Here is a 16,256-nt window from a genome sequence, read left to right as displayed (position 1 = left end):
CCTGGGCCGCGGTACGCTGGACTTCCCGTTCAACGGAAGGCGGCGGCAGTGGCGAACTCAACCTCGGGCGATTCGGTGGTGGACCGGATTGTGCGGCTGATCTCCGCCTTCCCGCAGGACGTTGCCGATCTCCGGTTGTCGGAGCTGGCCGAGCGTGCGGGCCTCCCACTGACCACTGCGCACCGGCTGGTGGGCCAACTGGCCGGCCACGGGCTGCTGGAGACCGCCCCCGGCGGCATCGTCCGCCCTGGCCTCCGCCTGTGGGAACTGGTGAACCGCGCCTCGCCTGCCCTCGCGCTGCGGCAGGCGGCCATGCCGTTCATGGAGGACATCCAGCAGGTCCTGAACCAGAACGTGAACCTGGCTGTACTGGACGGCTGGGAGGCATTGTTCGTTGAGCGCCTCTCCCGGCGGGGGTCGGTTGCCAACCGGGCCCAGGTGGCCGGCAGGATGCCCATCCACATTTCGTCCGCCGGGCTGGCGCTCATGGCCCACCAGGACAGGACCCTGCAACATGAATACCTCGCCCAATTCCACGATCCCTACGGCAAGCTGGTAGCCGACGACGTCCGCACGCTGCTTGCCGATACCTCGCGGCAAGGCTTCGCGCAGCTAAAAGGCGTGGTTGATCCGGACACGTGGGGCATCGCCGTGCCCGTCCTGAACCGCCGCCAGCGTGCGGTGGCATCCCTCGGCGTCGTGGTTCCCCTGCGGGAAATGCGGCTGCAGGCGCTGGTTCCAGCGCTGCAGACGGCGGCCCGCGGCATTGCGAGGGGCCTGGCCGAGGCGTGACCAACCGCACCGGATTTGCCGCCGGAATCCGTTGAACGGAATACCTGTAACGCCGGTCACCCGCCCTGCCGCACACTGAAAGCCAGGCATCCATCCGGCCCTTCCCGGGCCCGCAACGAAGCGAGACGCAGCCATGGCACGAAAAGTCATCACCACCCAGGTAGCCATCATGGGAGGCGGTCCGGCGGGCCTGATGCTCTCCCACCTGCTGGCCAAGTCCGGCATCGAGTCCACGGTGATCGAGATCCGCAGCCACGAGGAAATCTCCCACACCGTCCGCGCCGGCATCCTGGAGCACGGAACCGTCAACCTGCTGGTGGACAGCGGCGTCTCCGACCGGGTGCTGCGCGACGGCGACCGGCACGACGGGATCGAACTGCGCTTCAACAACGAGAGCCACCGCATCGACTTCAAGGACCTCGTGGGCGAGTCCGTGTGGCTGTACCCGCAGACTGACGTCTTCCTGGACCTGGCCGCACGCAGGAAGGACGACGGCGGCGATGTGCGCTACAGCGTCACCGACACCACCGTCCATGACCTGGAGGGCAAGCCAAAGGTCTGGTTCACCGATGCCGACGGCGTCGAGTTCGAGATCCAGGCCGACTTCCTGGTGGGCGCGGACGGCTCACGCAGCCACTGCCGGTTCCAGATCCCCGAGGCCCACCGCAAGTGGTACTTCCACGAATACCCCTTCGCCTGGTTCGGCATCCTGGCCGAGGCACCGCGCAGCTCCGACGAACTGATCTACGCCAACTCGGCCAACGGCTTCGCCCTGATCAGCCAGCGCACGGAGACGGTCCAGCGGATGTACTTCCAATGCGATCCCAAGGAGAACGTGGCCGAATGGGATGACGACCGGATCTGGGCGGAATTCCGCAGCCGCGTCAACGGCAACGGCTTCGAGCTCAAGGAAGGCCCGGTCCTGGAAAAGATGGTGCTGCCCTTCCGCAGCTTCGTCCACACTCCCATGCGCCACGGCAACCTGTTCCTGGCCGGCGACGCCGCACACACCGTGCCGCCTACCGGTGCCAAGGGCCTGAACCTGGCCATCAATGACGTCAAGTTCCTTTTCGAGGGACTGGACAGCCACTACAACTCCGGCTCGGACCGGCTCCTGGACACCTACAGCGACCGCGCCCTGGACCGGGTGTGGAAGGCCCAGCAGTTCTCCTACTGGATGACCACCATGCTGCACACCCCGGCCGACGCGGACGATTTCTCCCGCGCCCGCCAGCTCGGTGAACTGAATTCCGTGGTCTCCTCCCGCCACGGCAAGGCCTACCTGGCCGAGGCATACACGGGCTGGCCCGCTTCGGCCTAAAGGGGCCGGGGAAGTACGACGGCGGCCGGCCGGGTGAGGCTCAAATACCCACCAGCCGCCGGACGGCGGCCGCGATGGCGGCAGCGTCGGGCTGCTCGTCCCGCCTGACCGTGAGCAGGTGGAGCAGCACCCCGTCGCCGTAGTCGGCCACATCCCGTGCCCGCGCCCGCGCGTCCGGCACTCCCAGCCCCGCAAGCGCCTGTTCCAGGCCGCCCACCAGCTGGAAGTGTCCGGCCGTCACGGAGTCCGGCTTGTCCAGGGAAAGTGCCAGCCGGGCGCGGGTCAGGGCGGCGTGCCGGCCGGCAAGCATCACCACCATGGAGGCGAGCTGGCCTGCCAGTTCACCCACATCCTCGGGCGGACCGGCAGGCCCCTGGTCCCGGAGGAGGGTGGCGTCCAGTTCCAGCAGCCGGTCCAGGACGGCGTCAACCAGGGCGGCGCGGTTCCGGTAGTAGTTGGACGTGGTGCCCTCCGACAGGCCTGCGGCGGTGTCCACGGCCCGGTGGGTGAGTCCCTTCATGCCCTTGTCCGCCACCACGGTGAGGGCGGCATCGAGCAACAGGGTGCGTCGGTCCGGCATGGATTCAGTGTAGTGGGACCCCTTCCGGATCACTACAAAAGTAGTAAAATGGCGCGTATGGAAACGATCACGATCGTTGGCGGCGGCATCGCCGGCCTGGCCCTTGCGGCAGCCCTGGATCCCAGCCGCTTCCACGTGACGGTGTACGAGAAACGGCCGGAACTGCCCACCGTCGGCAACGCCCTCGGGATGTGGCCCAACGCCCAGCGCGCCCTGGCCCGGCTGGGAATACTGGACCAGGCCCGGGCCGTCAGCCCGGTGCTGGGTAGCGGGTCGGTCCGCAATGCACAGGGTGAACCGTGGGTCACGGTCGATGCCGGGGAGATGTTCGGTATTTCCCGGATCGACCTGATCCGGCTGCTTGATGGCGCCGTGCCCGCCGCCGTGCGCCGTGTCACCGACGCCGTGCAGTCAGTCCCAGCGGATGCCAGCCTGGTGGTGGGCGCCGACGGCGTCCACAGCATGGTTCGCCGTGCGGGATGGGGCAGCGCCACCGCTGCCCGCCTGACGCCCTACCTTGCCCTCCGGGGAACCCTCCCGACGCCGGTCGCCCCGGATGAGGTGGGCGAGTACTGGGGCCGCGGCGACCTGTTCGGCATGGCAGCCGCCCGAGGCGGGTCCTTCTGGTACGCCAGTTACCGGTCCGAACTTGGACCTTTCGGAATCGATGTTCCGTTAGCGCTGGACCAGGCCCGGGAACGCTTCTCCGGCCACGCACCTGCCATCCGTCGTGCCCTGGCGGCAGCCACACCGGAGGAATGCCTCGTCCAGCGCCTGTGGACAGTGCCGCATCTGCGCTCCTACGTCAGCGGCCGGACGGTGCTCATCGGCGATGCCGCGCACGCCATGATGCCCACCCTTGGCCGCGGCGCCTGCGAATCGCTGGTGGACGCGGTGACACTGGCCGACCTCCTCAACAACGCGCCTCAAGGCCAGGACCAGGCACTGCGCGCCTACAACAAGCAACGGAGACTCCGCACCCGCGCGGTGAGCGTGGCCTCCTTTGCACTCGGGCGTGTAGCCCTGGCAGACCGTGCCCAGCCGCTGCGCGACCGCCTGCTCAACCTGGCCCGGCGGCGGAACGCACGGACCGCCGTCGGCAGCGGTCCGGGGAGGTAGTCAGCGGACGGCAGCTGCCGGGCGCGTGGCGTCGTCCTCGCCCGGCGCCTGGGCGCCGGGAAGTCCGGCGTCGGAGACCTGCTGGCCGGCCGGAGCTGCGGGCAGCCTCTTCCTGTTTTTCCGCCGTCCGGACCTGCCGTACACGAGGTACATCGTCACCCCGGTAATGACCATGAGGAGCACCGTGTACACGAAGGTGTTTGCGATGCCCTCCGTGCCCTCGGCCCCGTCCGTGTTGGCTTTGATCACCAGGCCCAGCGGCTGCACCAGCGGATGGGCCAGGAAGATCGCCGTGTCGTAGTCGTCCAGCAGGCTGTTGAAATTCAGGGCCGTGATGGCTGCGGCCGCCGGAAGCACCAGGGGCAGGAGGATCCGGCGGAAGACATACAGCGTCTTGGCGCCCATGATGGCGGCGGCCTCCTCCAGGGAAGAGTTCACGGCGGCAAAGGACGCCTTGAGCATCCGCAGGGTGAACGGGATCTTCACCGTGACGAAGGCGATGAGCAGGATCACCGTTGTTCCGGTGAGGACGGCACCGCCCACCAGGGGATTGGGGTGGTCGTAGCTGACAATCAGGCCCAGGGCCAGCAGCGCTGACGGCAGGATCCACGGGATGTGCAACAGATACTCAAACGTTGAGGCCACCCAGTTCTTGTACTTCTGCAGCAGCCGCGCCACGAAGAGCAGGCCGCCCACGGCGATGACCGCCGCCAGGGCGCTGTACACCACGCTGACGATGAACGGCCGCAGCCCGGACTGCTGGGTGAGGACGCGGACGTAGTTGTCCAGTGTCAGGTTGGAAAACGAGAGCTGTCCGGTCTGGATGGCCGCGCCGTCGGCAAATGAATAAAGCACGATCAACGCCACGGGAAGCGTATAGACGGCAAAGAGGAGATAGGCCACGGCGTGCACCGCCACGTTGGCCGCCGGGTTGGTGATGTCCTGTTTCTGCAGCTCCGAAGACACCTTGGACACCGAAAAGTACGTGCCGCCCTTCTCCAGCCGCGACATCACGGCGAGCATCACCATGGTGGCCAGGCCAAGGATCACGGCCAGCAGCGCCGCCAGGTCACGCGAGGTGGGGCTGTTGGTGAACGTCAGGATCATCGGTGTGATGGTCTGGAATTCGCGGCCGCCCAGCACCTGCGGGGCGCTGAGGGCGCCCAGGCCGGTGAGGAAGGACAGGATGGTGACGGCGAACAGCGTGGGCTTGAGCATGGGCAGGACGATGCGCCGCAGGATGGTCCACGTGGAGGCGCCAAGGTTCCGCGCGGCCTCGATGGTCTGGTAGTCGATGCCTTTGAGGGCGTTGGCAACGAACAGCATGTGGTTGGTGGTGGTGGCAAAGGTCATGACCGCCAGCACGGCAAAGAACCCGGAAAACCAGCCTGGGTCCATGCCGGGGAAAACCCGGACCAGCAGCGTCGTGACAATGCCCTTGTCCCCGTAGATGAATTTGTACCCCGCCGCCAGCACGATGCCCCCATAGATGAAGGTGGAGGCATAGCCCAGGAACAGGATCCTGGAGCCGCGGATCCTGAAGTAGTGCGTCACCAGGACGATGAAGATGCCCACCAGGTTGACGGTGACGGACAGCGCCACGGCCAGCAGGAAGCTGTTGCCCAGTGCCTTCATCGCCCGCTGGGAGGAGGACAGCTTCTCCGCGGCGCGGCCCGAAAAGCTGCCGTCCGGGAAGAACGTGGCCATCAGGATGTTCACGTTGGGCCACACCAGGAACGCGGCGATGAACCAGGTGAGGATGACCCCCACCACCAGGACGAACGGGGAGCGGGCCATGCTGCGCACCGCGTTGTTGCCGCTCATGGCAGGGCGACCGCCCGGTCCTGTGCCAGCGCGGCACCGGATCCCGGATGGTACTGGAGGATGTGCCCGGGCTGGACGTATACCGTCGTGACCGTGCCGGCCTCAGGGTGCGCGGCGCCGTCTTCGCGGACCAGGAGGCGGATGTCGGCGCCATGGCTGCGGACCACATACCGGCTGTGCAGGCCGTGGTAGGTCCGGGACACCACGGTGGCGGGAAGCCCGACGGCGGTCCCTCCGTCCGCGGGCCGGTCCAGGGAGGCCTTTTCCACGCGCAGGTAGGACCTGGCATCCGTGCTGAGGCCGGCCCCGGAGAGCCGGTTAACCTCCGCCACGAAGTCCGGCGTCAGGGCTGAGCTGTCACCAATGAAGTTGCAGACGAACTCCGTGGCGGCCTGGTCGTAGATGTCCTGGGGCGTCCCGACCTGTTCCACCACCCCCTTGTTGAAGACGGCCACCCGGTCGCTCATGGCCAGGGCCTCGTCCTGGTCGTGGGTGACGTACACGGTGGTGATGCCGAACTCGCTCTGCAGGTCCTTGAGCTGCTGGCGCAACTGGTGGCGGAGCTTGGCATCGAGGTTGGACAGCGGCTCGTCCAGCAGCAGGATCTTGGGCCGCAGCACCAGGGCGCGGGCAACAGCCACGCGCTGCTGCTGCCCGCCGGACAGCTCGGCCACGTTCTTCGCCAGCTGCTCGTCGCTGAGTTCCACGCGCCGTGCAATATCCCGCACCAGGCGGTCACTGTCGGCAGGCTTTTCCTTCCGGACCCGGAGCCCGAAGGCGATGTTCTCCCATACGCTCATGCTCGGAAACAGGGCATAGTTCTGGAACACCATGCCCACCTGCCGCTTGTCGCTGGGAAGGCGGGTCACATCCTTCCCGTCCACCCGGACCGTACCCCTGGCCGGCTGGATGAAGCCGGCCAGGGTGCGCAGCGCCGTCGTCTTTCCACAGCCGGAGGGCCCCAGGAGGGTGAAGAACTCCCCCGGCTGGACATGCAGGTCCAGACGCGGAATGGCGGTGAAATCGCCAAAGGTAACTTCGATGTTTTCCAAGCGGATCATGGCAACCCTGTCTGATGGAACGCGGAAACGGCGGCTGGCAGTGCGGGGTTACGTCATGTATTCGAGTTCGATCTTCTCCACCCAGGCGCCCATGTTCTTCTGGACGAAGTCCCAGTCGATGTCCTGCTGCTTGAGGCCGGCAAAGAAGTCCACCACCTCGGGATTGGCCTTTGCCTGGGCGGCCTTGTTGACCGGCATGGAGTTGAACTTCTGCGCGAATTCACCCTGGACGTCTGCGCTGCCGAACCAGTCGATGAACTTCTGCGCCTGCTCCTTCTTCTTGGTCCCCTTCACCAGGGCGATCTGCTCCACGGCAAGGGGGACCCCCACGGAAGGGATGACCGTGTCCACGTTCACTTTGAAGGACTTTTCGCGGTCGGCAATGATCGAGGACGGCATCTGGCCCATGTCCACGTCGCCGGAGGCGATGCGGGCAAACAGGTCGGTCTTGGCCACTGCCGGGCTGCCGTTCTTGAAGTACTGCTCAACCTGCTTCCAGCCGTCGTCGGAAATCCCCAGATCCCCCGAGTCGTCCCGGTACCGGGAGAGGATGCCGGCGAAAACCAGCTGCGCCGTGGCGGTGCCCAGGCCAGTGACCCGCTCGTAGCGGCTCTTGAACTCGTCCTTGGTCCACAGGTCCGTCCAGTCCTTGGGTGCGGCATCCTTGCTGATCTTGTCCGAGTTGTACCCCAGGAGGATGGCCTGCTTCACCAGGGGCCAGTACGTCTCCCCGTCGCCCAGGCCCTTGTCCACGTCGCCGGCCCACGCGGGCTGGTACGCCTCCAGCGCGCCCTCGTTCTTGACCTGCGAGAAGTACATGTTGTTCAGGCCGAACGCGACGTCCGCGATGGGATTGTTCTTCTCGGCAATGAGCTTGTTGGTGGCATCGGCGCCGCCGGCCCCTACGATCTCGATCTTGAATCCGGCCTCCGCCGCCTTGGCGGCCAGCCAGTCGCCCCGGCCCTCGCCGTTGGAGTTGGTGTAGATCACCAGGGTGTCCCCGGAGGCTCCCGCGGGAGCCCCGGAGGCTTCACCGGTTGAAGCCGGCGGGGTGGCGCCCCCGCCGCAGCCGGCGAGGAGGGTGGCGGCAACGGCGGCGGCAACCAAAGTCTGCAATTTACGCACGATCAGGACTCATTTCTGGACTGGAATCAGAGCATGTCCGCAAAGCCTATAGCCGGGCATGACGAAAACCGGGCTGTTATAGCTATCGATTCGATAAACAGCCCGGCTTCCCACTTTGGACCTGTCGGGAAAACGGTTAGGGACCTCGGCGTGAACCGGAAGGAAACGTTGGGTCGTGGAGCAGGGCCCCGACGGGACCCTGCTCCGAGGCGGGCGCTAGGCCATGGCGGTCTGTGCTGCGCTGTGGGCGTTGATGCGCTTGGCGTAGCAGCGCGAGTGCTCCACCCCCACATAGGGCCCGAAGTTCGGTACGGGGTCGAATCCCGAATTTTCGTAGAAGTTCCGGCCGTCCGGCTGGGCTGACCCGGCCTCGGCCTTGATCCGGGTGATGCCCTGGCTGAAGGCCTCCGCCTCCAGTGCCGCGAGGATGGAGCTGGCAACGCCGGAACCTCGGGTGTACGGCAGTACGTAAAGCCGCTTGATTTCGGCCGTCGTTCCGTCCAGGAGGCGCAGCCCGCCGCAGCCCACCGGCTGCCCCGAGCCTTTGTCGTACGCCACCAGGAAGACGGCGCAGTCGGCGCCCGACGGCGGCGGCCCGGGCTCGTGGTCGGGCCGGCCGAAGCGGGCGTCGAGTTCTGCCTGTTGGGCGCGGCGAAGATCGGCGCCCACGGGGTTGGACCAGGAGACCTGCCGAATGTTGAGCCTGGGGTTGGTCTGCATCTCTGCCTCGATTCGCCGGAGGGGTATGCCTGACAAGGCTAGGCGTGGCGAGTTACGCAGGTGTTTCCTGGGGGTTAGCACCCGGATAACCCCTGGCGGCGCGACCATCAGCTAACTTACTTGGCAGTCTAGTTACCAGTTGGTCTAAAATGATGCCATGGTTTCTATGGGCAACGAGGGATCCGGCTACTGGTACGGATCCGACGGGCAACTGGACTACAGTGCGGCGGTACTGAAGGCCCTGCGCGACTACCGCGCGGCCGAAACCGAGATTCGCCGAAGCACCAGAGACTCCATGGGCATGGGCGAAACGGATATCCTCGCCCTGCGGTACCTGCTGAGGGTCCAGGCGTCGGGCAAGCAGGTTGTCCCCAAGGATCTCAGCCGGTTCCTCAATATTACTAGCGCGTCCACCACTTCGCTGATCGACCGACTGGTGGCGAGTGGACACGTTCGCCGCGAGGCGCACCCTTCCGACCGCCGTTCGGTGGTGGTGGTCCCCACCGTGGAGTCTGACAAGGAAGTCCGGGAGACGCTCGGCGCCATGCATCGCCGCATGATGGCAGTTGCGGAGGGCCTGAGCGCCGAGGAGGCGCGGATCGTGGTCGATTTCCTGCAGCGCATGACGGAGTCGCTGCAGCATCGGGAAGAGGAAATAAAAGTTCACTAGGCTGACTAGCTAGTTAGCCTAGTTATATGTAAGCTTACGATTGTTCCCGAATTTGCTTCCCAACGGAGTCGTGAGTGTGTTGGTCTCTTACACCGAAGTTTCACCGCGTAAACCCGCCATGGGTGTGACCATTCCCGATGCCCGCACGGACCCGAGGCGGTCTACCCTGGACGGCACCACAGCGCCGCAGGGAAATACCGCCGTCCACTGCGGTACGCCGATGGAGCTGGTGACGCCGGCCCTGGGGTGGGAGCGTGCCAGCTACACCTTTGCCCCAACTGCCCCCGGGGACCGCGAGCTTCCGCCCGTGTGGCGTTGCGCCTGCGGGTTCCAGCTCGACGCCTGGACCACCGGCCCCCGCGGCACACGTCCTTCCGCTGCCCTCTCCGCGTGAGTGCCAACGGGACGGCAGCTGCGGCGCTGCAGCATTCGTTGCTGAACAGCGGGGAGGCCCTCGCCGGCCGGTACCAGTTGAGGGAACGCCTGGGCCGGGGATCCGCGGCCGAAGTGTTCCGCGCGGTGGACCTGGAGGGCGGCCCGGACGTTGCCGTGAAGATCGCGGCGGCCGGCGGCCGGAAACAGCACCAGCGCATCCAGAACGAAGCCGCCGTCCTGGCCCGCTTCAGTCATCCATCCATCGTGAGCCTGGTGGACCAGGGCGTGGTGACAGGCAGCGGTTCCCACTGCGGGCGCCCGTATCTCGTGGAGGAACTGGCCCTGGGCGCAAGCCTCGCCGAGGTCATCCGCGCGGAACGCCCTAAGTCCGGTGACGTGGCGCTTTGGGCCCGGGGCCTCTTCGGTGCGCTCGCCCACCTGCATGCCGGGGGACTGGTGCACCGCGATATCAAACCCGCAAACCTGATGCTCAGCGGCCTCCGTAGAAGTCCCGTCCGGATCATCGACTTCGGCATTGCCGCCGCCGCAGGTTCGGCACCCGAGCCCGGAATCTCATCCGGGACAGTGCACTACATGAGTCCCGAACAGGCTTCCGGCGGCACCGTCGCGCCGTCCTGGGACGTGTACTCCACGGGGCTTGTCCTGCTGGAGCTCCTCACGGGCATCAAAGCCTTTCCGGGCACCGCCATTGAATCCCTCGTGGCCCGCACATTGCGCTCCCCGGACGTCCCGGAGTACCTCGGGGACTGGGTGCCCCTGCTGCGGTCCCTGACCGCCATGGACCCAGCGGAACGGCCGACGGCGGGAGATGCCGCAGCGATGGCGGCGCAGCTGATTCCCGGGGTCCCGTCCGTCCGCCGGGGCACGCCGGCCTTGCGTCGCCGCGCGGACGCGGGCACTTGTCCCGCCGGGCGGGCATTGCCGCTCCGGCGGCACCGGCAGCAGGCCTAGGGGGCGGCTGCGTCCCGGCCCGTCGGGTCCCCGGCGGTGGGATCCGCCAGGGCAAGGCCGCCCACCGGGCTGCCTTCCCAGTGAATCAGCGTCCAGCCGCTGTCCGGGTCACCCTCCAGCGCCACGATTCCGGTATTGGCCAGCACGTGCCTGGCGGCGAATTCGTGATCGATGCCGTCGACCCGAAGCCCTGCCCAGGTCCTGATCGCCGCACCATGGCTCACCACTGCCACCGTGCCGTGCTGCCCAGATGCCCTGTCGACCACCCTGGCGATGGCGGCGTCGAACCGGTCAAAAAACGCGTGGCCGTCCGGGCCTGCGGGCATGCGGTTGTCCAGTTCACCCGCAGCCCAGGAAATGACCGTTCCCATGTACCGTTTATGCGACTCGTGGTCCGTAAGCTTCTCAAGCGCCCCCGCCTCGATCTCGTGCAGCCCCTCCAGCACCGTGGTTTCCAGGCCCTGGAGCCTGCCCAGGGGTGCCGCGGTGATCTGCGTGCGGATCAAGGTGGAGGCGTAGAGGGCGCCGATGGGTTCGTTGACCAGCGAACGCGCCATCGCCTCTGCCTGCCGTTCACCCAGTTCGGTGAGGCCCGGTCCCGGGTGGTCAGTATCCAGCTGGCCCAGCACGTTGCCGGGGGTTTCGCCATGGCGGATCAGGAGCAACTTCATGACTCCAGTTTCCCACCCCGCCGCGGTGCTGCCGAAACGCCTGCACCCACGTCCGGGCGGCACGCCCTGCCCGGAAAAACGAAAGGCGCCGGGCCCTCCGAGGGCCCGGCGCCGCCGTCGTACGATCCTGCCTTGCTGGCTTACTTCAGGTGGTCCACCAGCAGGTCCGCGATACCGGTGTATTTGCCTGGCGTGAGGGCTAGGAGGCGTGCCTCGGCCTCGGGGGAGAGGCCCAGGCCCTGCACGAACTCCTGCATCCGCGCAGCGTCCACGCGCTGGCCGCGGGTGAGGTCCTTGAGGCGCTCGTAGGGGTTTTCCATACCCTCGACGCCGGCAATCGCCTCGGCGCGCATGACCATTTGGATGGCCTCGCCCAGGACCTCCCAGTTGGTATCCAGGTCCGCTGCCAGGACGTCTTCGGCGACATCCAGGCGCTCCAGGCCCTTGGCAACGTTGGAGATAGCCAGCAGGGAGTGCCCAAAGGCGACGCCGATGTTGCGCTGGCTGGAGGAATCGGTGAGGTCGCGCTGCCAGCGGGAGGTTACCAGGGTGGAGCCCAGGACATCGAGCAGGCCGGAGGAGATCTCCAGGTTGGCCTCGGCGTTTTCGAAGCGGATGGGGTTGACCTTGTGCGGCATGGTGGACGAACCCGTGGCACCGGCCACCGGGATCTGCGCAAAGTAGCCGATGGAGATGTAGCTCCAGATGTCAGTGCAGACATTGTGCAGGATGCGGTTGAAGCGGGCAACGTCGGCGTAGAGCTCGGCCTGCCAGTCGTGGCTTTCGATCTGCGTGGTGAGCGGGTTCCAGGTAAGGCCCAGCCCCTCCACGAACGACTCGGAAACCTGCTGCCAGTCGGCGCCCGGGACGGACGCTACATGGGCCGCGTACGTGCCGGTGGCCCCGTTGATCTTGCCCAGGTATTCGGTCTTGGAGATCCGGTCCAGCTGGCGCGTCAGGCGGTGCGCGATGACGGCCAGTTCCTTGCCCAGGGTGGTGGGGGTGGCCGGCTGCCCGTGGGTGCGGGACAGCATGGGAACAGCACGGTTGTCCTCCGCCATCTTGCTGATCTGCGCCACCAGGGCGCGGGCTGCCGGCAGCCACACGTCCTCGACGGCACCCTTGACGCCCAAAGCGTAGGACAGGTTGTTGATGTCCTCGGAGGTGCAGCCGAAGTGGACCATGGCGGTCAGGTTCTCGATGCCGATTGCGGGAAGGCGGCGGCCGATGTAGTACTCCACGGCCTTCACATCGTGCACCGTCACGGCTTCGATCTCGGCCAGTTCGGCGACGGATGCGGCGTCGAATTCGGTGACGATGGCGCGGAGCTGGTCCTGCTGTTCCGCGCTCAGGGGGCCGGCGCCGGGAAGGACGTTGTTGCTGGTCAGGTGGATGAGCCATTCCACTTCCACGGCCACGCGGTCCCGGTTCAGGGCGGCCTCGGACAGGTAGTCAACGAGGGGCGCGACGGCGGACTGGTAACGGCCGTCCAGGGGTCCAAGCGCGATCTTTTCCGATGACGCGGCGAGGGCCAGGCGTCCTGAGGGCGTACGGGTATCAGCTGTGGCGGCAGTTTCAGGCATGTCCTGATTCTTTCATGAACTCCGGCGCCGCCTTAAGCGTGGTTGTCCACGTTACTTGTCCACATAGCCGGCGGCATCGCTTACGGAGGCAGGGCCGCGTGCCTAGCGTTGGGAACAGCAAGGTTGGGACGGATTATCCGGCCAGGGAGGCTGGGTCGAAAACAGGGGGACGGTCCGGTGGACGGTATCTGGGGGAGCGGACTGGCCGTCAGCCTTGGAATCCAGGAGGTGGGCAGGAAGGTGGCGCAGTGCTCGGACAGGACTGAGGAAGTGCTGGCCGGATTCCACGAGATCCAGCTGCTGGACTGGGAATCACCGGCCGGGAAGGCTTACCGCAACTCCGTAAGCCTGCAGGCGGTGGCGGTGCGGAGGGCACTGGACCGGATCCGCGAAGCTTCTGCCGCCGTGGCAGCGCATGCCAGCGCGGCCTTGACATCCGAGTGTTCACCCGACCGGAGGTTGTGATGGCTGACGTCACGCCGTCCGGATCGGGAGGACCCATCCGGGTCCTGCCGCCACCTCCGGACGGCAACCTCACAGTCTCCGGCGGGGTGGGCGGCATTACTGTCCAGCTGGACGAGCTTGACCAGGGAGCCGGACGGATCGACCTGCTCGCCCAGCGGCTCGCAGCCGTCGAGGATGGGCTTTTCGCCGCCTGGCAGGAGCTTGGCACGCACCAGAACCAACCGCGCAGTACGGGAAGCGCCGCCCTCATGGCCGTGTGGGAGGCAAAGGATGCCATCCAGAAAGTCCGCCAGGAACTGCAGTGGATCAGCGGCCAGGTGCGCAGCTGCAGGCGCGAGTACGACATAGCTGAATCCGCTGCCCATCTTAAGTGGAGGCTGGGGCTGTCAGATCCTGGCGTGGAGTTCCAAAAGCACGTGGACTTCTGGCGGACCGGATTCCTGAACGGGGATGCCGCGGAAATGCTGGCGGCAAATGCTGTCCTCGTCCTTCCCTCGATCAGGCCTGTTGTCGAAAAGAACGTCCCCTCACTGCGCACGGGGACGGTGACGGCCACACGGGAAGAGAGTGTGCCTATCGATCTTGAGGCCAGTCCTGCCGGGCTGCTTAAGCGGGTGCAGTTGATTGAGGCCCGCGGAAGCGGCTATATCGAAGTCATTGAGGTGGATACCGGAGGTGGGAAGGCCTACGTCGTGGTGGTTCCCGGGACCCAGGTCAATGAATCCGACGGTGGAACCAATCCTTTCGATCTTGGGGGAATCTTCGATGGCATGGGTGGCCAGTCCCAACAAGTGAATGCCGCTGTCATCCAGTCGCTGCGTGCTGCCGGCGCGGAACCCGGAGCGGACGTGGTTGCTGTCGGCTATAGCCAGGGCGGCATCCATGCAATGAATCTGGCCGCTGACGAGGGCTTCCTCAAGGAATATCGACTTAAATACGTCCTGACCGCCGGTTCGCCGGTTTCGCGCATCACGCCTTCCCCCGATGTCAGCACCCTTCACCTGGAACACCGAACAGACTGGGTGCCCGGCAGCGATGGCTTGCCGAACCGCGACGCCAGGAACCAGGTCACCGTAACCGTGACCAACGACCTCTACGTGCGCGGCGGGGAAGACGCCGGGCTGGGTCCCGGGCACAGCCTCACGGGCTACGAGGAGGCGGCAAGCCTGGTTGGCGCCAGCAAAGATCCCTCATTGGTCCAATCCACGGCGGTGTTGGGCGGAGTACTCGGTGCCGGAGGTGCGGCCACAGCCACCCGCTTTGCGTTGACCAAAACTCCGCCGCCCACCGTCCCCAAGGACCGCAGGGACCCTTTTTCCGGGCGGCCTCAGCCGGGAGCCCGCTAGGAAGTTCCTCCGAACGCGCGGCAGGCGTCAGGAGATCGGGGCGGCGTGCAATTCCACGTACCGGCTGGAGCGCGGCTGTTCCGGTTGCGGGGCGGGGGCCGCCGGTTGTGGAGCCGGTGCCGGGACGGCGGCAGGGCACCGGTAGTTGTAGTCGAGGTCATTTTCGGTGAACTGCGTTGTGGTGACAGTACCGCCCGGCGTCAACGGGGGAGCCCCGCAATACTCCTCTGCTGACTCCGCCGAGTAGGGGCCCGCCAGCCAGTTCTGGAGTTTGTAGAGGTTACTGCCGGGACCGACGTCGCCCACAATCTCGTTGAACTGGTATCCGGTTGAATAGATCCCCACTTCCACGCCGGCCCCCTGCAGGTAGGCCGTCATGCCTTCCAGTTCGGCCGCGTTGACTGCCTTGTCCCACAGCCAGCTGTTTCCAAATTCAACATCCAGCCACCACATGCGGTGTATGTCCTGCCCGGCTGCCGCCAGGAGGCCGGCGGCCTTGGCGGCCATGGCGTAGCCGTGCACGTAGGCGCAGGCCGGGGACGCGGTGCCGTCGCACAAACCATGCGGGTTGCTGACGGCCGTTTCCCCGTAGGTGTTCCCTGCCGGCCACCATATAGACTCGGCGGGCCCGGTCGCGGCAGTGTTCACATACACTGCCGCCGGTGTGCCGCCGGCCGCCTCCGCGCTTTGACCCGCCCACGCCAGTTGGGCGGCCAGGCAAGGGTTGGCGGTATCGGGCCGCCCGCCGTTCACCCCGACGATCGCGAAAGGCGGGGGCACCGGAAGATCAGCGCCGCATTGCGGCCAGGAGATGTCATTGCCCAGTCCCCCGGGGCCGTGCGGTACGGTGCCGGATTCCGCACGTGCCGGGCCGGCTTGCCACGCCAGGAGCAGGCAGGCAGCGAGAAATATCCTGATGGGCTTCATCCCATGCCCCCATAGTTTCGGAACTGACAGCGACGGGCCGTGCTGGCCCGATCTGCAGCCTAAGCGGCCCCAGCGGCAGGGGTCATGGGTGGCTGGTACTGAAGTTTTTACTGCTGGTTCGGGGAACGGCACCTGATGGGTACCTGTTCACCGGCCGCCCTGCTACTTGGCGGCAGGGGCGCCGTGCGGGCTTCTTCCCATTGGAGCCGGTGCAGCCCGGGTCAGCGTCTGCCTCCCGGCAGCAGTCCCGCCACCAGGGATACCAGCGAGATGATGATCGCGGCCAGCAGCGCCGTCCAGAAGAAGGAATCAATGGTGAGGTGCACTGGCGTATAGCTGCTGATCCACGCAGTAAGGTACAGCATGGCCGCGTTGATGACGATGGCGAACAGGCCAAGCGTCAGGATGGTGATGGGCAGCGCGAGCAGGCGCACCAGCGGCCGTACGAAGGCATTGACGACGCCGAAGATGAGGCCGATGAACAGGTAGGCCAGGACAATCCCAATGGTTTCGGTGTCCTGTGAAATTCCGGTTCTGGCTACGGCGTCCGATGCTGCGGCGCTGGAGATGTCCATGCCCGGCAGGACCCAGCTGGCCACCCAGAGCGCGGCGGCGTTAACGACGACCCGAAGGATGAAGGAACCCATGCCACCATGCTTCCATACCGTTCCCCCGGGAACCCGGGGGAACGGTATTGAATTTGTG

Annotated in this window: 17 protein-coding genes; 8 read left to right on the top strand and 9 right to left on the bottom strand. The window is 66.3% G+C overall.

Annotation, left to right across the window (positions count from 1 at the left end; translation table 11 throughout):
• The first annotated feature begins 48 nt into the window (after positions 1-48).
• Together ACZ9J7_RS06535 and ACZ9J7_RS06530 are read left to right on the top strand one after the other, a co-directional pair.
• Positions 49-792, top strand: a complete 744-nt coding sequence (locus ACZ9J7_RS06535; protein ID WP_476208020.1) for an IclR family transcriptional regulator — start codon at positions 49-51, stop codon at positions 790-792.
• Positions 793-925: 133 nt separating this feature from the next.
• Positions 926-2,113 (top strand): 4-hydroxybenzoate 3-monooxygenase, encoded by a 1,188-nt coding sequence (locus ACZ9J7_RS06530; protein ID WP_476208018.1) that lies wholly within the window; start codon positions 926-928, stop codon positions 2,111-2,113.
• 40 nt (positions 2,114-2,153) lie between these two features.
• On the opposite strand, the gene ACZ9J7_RS06525 is transcribed toward ACZ9J7_RS06530, so the two are convergent.
• Positions 2,154-2,693, bottom strand: a complete 540-nt coding sequence (locus tag ACZ9J7_RS06525; RefSeq protein ID WP_476208017.1) for a TetR/AcrR family transcriptional regulator — start codon at positions 2,691-2,693, stop codon at positions 2,154-2,156.
• A gap of 57 nt (positions 2,694-2,750) precedes the next feature.
• Here ACZ9J7_RS06525 and ACZ9J7_RS06520 point away from each other — a divergent pair, with 57 nt between their 5' ends.
• Positions 2,751-3,812 carry an FAD-dependent monooxygenase gene (locus tag ACZ9J7_RS06520; protein WP_476208015.1) on the top strand — a complete coding sequence of 354 codons (1,062 nt, stop codon included), beginning with the start codon at positions 2,751-2,753 and terminating at the stop codon, positions 3,810-3,812.
• On the opposite strand, the gene ACZ9J7_RS06515 is transcribed toward ACZ9J7_RS06520, so the two are convergent.
• From ACZ9J7_RS06515 to ACZ9J7_RS06500, 4 genes are all read right to left on the bottom strand, one after another.
• Complete coding sequence (locus ACZ9J7_RS06515; RefSeq protein WP_476208014.1) at positions 3,813-5,636, bottom strand: ABC transporter permease; 1,824 nt, start codon at positions 5,634-5,636, stop codon at positions 3,813-3,815.
• Positions 5,633-6,697, bottom strand: a complete 1,065-nt coding sequence (locus tag ACZ9J7_RS06510; RefSeq protein ID WP_476208012.1) for an ABC transporter ATP-binding protein — start codon at positions 6,695-6,697, stop codon at positions 5,633-5,635. Before ACZ9J7_RS06510 ends, ACZ9J7_RS06515 begins: the two co-directional genes overlap by 4 nt.
• A gap of 48 nt (positions 6,698-6,745) precedes the next feature.
• The gene (locus ACZ9J7_RS06505; RefSeq protein WP_476208010.1) at positions 6,746-7,822 is read right to left on the bottom strand and encodes an extracellular solute-binding protein; all 1,077 of its coding nucleotides are present in this window, start codon (positions 7,820-7,822) and stop codon (positions 6,746-6,748) included.
• Positions 7,823-8,038: 216 nt separating this feature from the next.
• The gene (locus ACZ9J7_RS06500) at positions 8,039-8,542 is read right to left on the bottom strand and encodes a GNAT family N-acetyltransferase (protein WP_476208008.1); all 504 of its coding nucleotides are present in this window, start codon (positions 8,540-8,542) and stop codon (positions 8,039-8,041) included.
• Between the two features lie 157 nt (positions 8,543-8,699).
• Here ACZ9J7_RS06500 and ACZ9J7_RS06495 point away from each other — a divergent pair, with 157 nt between their 5' ends.
• The 3 genes from ACZ9J7_RS06495 (at position 8,700) to ACZ9J7_RS06485 (ending at position 10,559) form a co-directional block, all read left to right on the top strand.
• Positions 8,700-9,212 carry a MarR family winged helix-turn-helix transcriptional regulator gene (locus tag ACZ9J7_RS06495; protein WP_476208007.1) on the top strand — a complete coding sequence of 171 codons (513 nt, stop codon included), beginning with the start codon at positions 8,700-8,702 and terminating at the stop codon, positions 9,210-9,212.
• Positions 9,213-9,288: 76 nt separating this feature from the next.
• Positions 9,289-9,606 carry a hypothetical protein gene (locus tag ACZ9J7_RS06490; RefSeq protein WP_476208006.1) on the top strand — a complete coding sequence of 106 codons (318 nt, stop codon included), beginning with the start codon at positions 9,289-9,291 and terminating at the stop codon, positions 9,604-9,606.
• Positions 9,603-10,559 carry a serine/threonine-protein kinase gene (locus ACZ9J7_RS06485; protein ID WP_476208004.1) on the top strand — a complete coding sequence of 319 codons (957 nt, stop codon included), beginning with the start codon at positions 9,603-9,605 and terminating at the stop codon, positions 10,557-10,559. Before ACZ9J7_RS06490 ends, ACZ9J7_RS06485 begins: the two co-directional genes overlap by 4 nt.
• Here the strand turns inward: ACZ9J7_RS06485 and ACZ9J7_RS06480 are convergent.
• Both ACZ9J7_RS06480 and purB read right to left on the bottom strand, forming a co-directional pair.
• Positions 10,556-11,230, bottom strand: coding sequence for a histidine phosphatase family protein (locus ACZ9J7_RS06480; protein ID WP_476208002.1), 675 nt, complete (start codon positions 11,228-11,230; stop codon positions 10,556-10,558). The genes ACZ9J7_RS06485 and ACZ9J7_RS06480 overlap by 4 nt on opposite strands.
• A 140-nt stretch (positions 11,231-11,370) precedes the next feature.
• A complete protein-coding gene (purB, locus tag ACZ9J7_RS06475) occupies positions 11,371-12,813 on the bottom strand; it encodes an adenylosuccinate lyase (RefSeq protein WP_476208001.1) in 1,443 nt (480 codons plus the stop codon).
• Positions 12,814-12,990: 177 nt separating this feature from the next.
• Here purB and ACZ9J7_RS06470 point away from each other — a divergent pair, with 177 nt between their 5' ends.
• On the top strand, positions 12,991-13,278 hold the full coding sequence (locus ACZ9J7_RS06470) for a hypothetical protein (protein ID WP_476208000.1): 288 nt from the start codon (positions 12,991-12,993) through the stop codon (positions 13,276-13,278).
• Positions 13,278-14,624, top strand: a complete 1,347-nt coding sequence (locus tag ACZ9J7_RS06465) for a hypothetical protein (protein WP_476207998.1) — start codon at positions 13,278-13,280, stop codon at positions 14,622-14,624. Before ACZ9J7_RS06470 ends, ACZ9J7_RS06465 begins: the two co-directional genes overlap by 1 nt.
• Before the next feature lie 27 nt (positions 14,625-14,651).
• Here the strand turns inward: ACZ9J7_RS06465 and ACZ9J7_RS06460 are convergent, their stop codons facing one another.
• Positions 14,652-15,551: a hypothetical protein gene (locus tag ACZ9J7_RS06460; RefSeq protein WP_476207997.1), complete on the bottom strand. Its 900-nt coding sequence runs from the start codon at positions 15,549-15,551 to the stop codon at positions 14,652-14,654.
• A 221-nt stretch (positions 15,552-15,772) separates the two neighbouring features.
• A complete protein-coding gene (locus ACZ9J7_RS06455) occupies positions 15,773-16,198 on the bottom strand; it encodes a phage holin family protein (RefSeq protein WP_476207995.1) in 426 nt (141 codons plus the stop codon).
• Positions 16,199-16,256 lie beyond the last annotated feature (58 nt).

This window comes from Pseudarthrobacter sp. TE9888 (genome assembly GCF_056279345.1).
This window is presented reverse-complemented; position numbering and strand designations above follow the sequence as displayed.

Coding starts and splice junctions, on each gene's coding strand:
- ACZ9J7_RS06495 (WP_476208007.1), top strand. CDS start 8,700: ATGGTTTCTATGGGCAACGAGGGATCCGGCTACTGGTACGGATCCGAC.
- ACZ9J7_RS06510 (WP_476208012.1), bottom strand. CDS start 6,697: ATGATCCGCTTGGAAAACATCGAAGTTACCTTTGGCGATTTCACCGCC.
- purB (WP_476208001.1), bottom strand. CDS start 12,813: ATGCCTGAAACTGCCGCCACAGCTGATACCCGTACGCCCTCAGGACGC.
- ACZ9J7_RS06500 (WP_476208008.1), bottom strand. CDS start 8,542: ATGCAGACCAACCCCAGGCTCAACATTCGGCAGGTCTCCTGGTCCAAC.
- ACZ9J7_RS06520 (WP_476208015.1), top strand. CDS start 2,751: ATGGAAACGATCACGATCGTTGGCGGCGGCATCGCCGGCCTGGCCCTT.
- ACZ9J7_RS06455 (WP_476207995.1), bottom strand. CDS start 16,198: ATGGGTTCCTTCATCCTTCGGGTCGTCGTTAACGCCGCCGCGCTCTGG.
- ACZ9J7_RS06525 (WP_476208017.1), bottom strand. CDS start 2,693: ATGCCGGACCGACGCACCCTGTTGCTCGATGCCGCCCTCACCGTGGTG.
- ACZ9J7_RS06465 (WP_476207998.1), top strand. CDS start 13,278: ATGGCTGACGTCACGCCGTCCGGATCGGGAGGACCCATCCGGGTCCTG.
- ACZ9J7_RS06515 (WP_476208014.1), bottom strand. CDS start 5,636: ATGAGCGGCAACAACGCGGTGCGCAGCATGGCCCGCTCCCCGTTCGTC.
- ACZ9J7_RS06460 (WP_476207997.1), bottom strand. CDS start 15,551: ATGAAGCCCATCAGGATATTTCTCGCTGCCTGCCTGCTCCTGGCGTGG.
- ACZ9J7_RS06530 (WP_476208018.1), top strand. CDS start 926: ATGGCACGAAAAGTCATCACCACCCAGGTAGCCATCATGGGAGGCGGT.
- ACZ9J7_RS06480 (WP_476208002.1), bottom strand. CDS start 11,230: ATGAAGTTGCTCCTGATCCGCCATGGCGAAACCCCCGGCAACGTGCTG.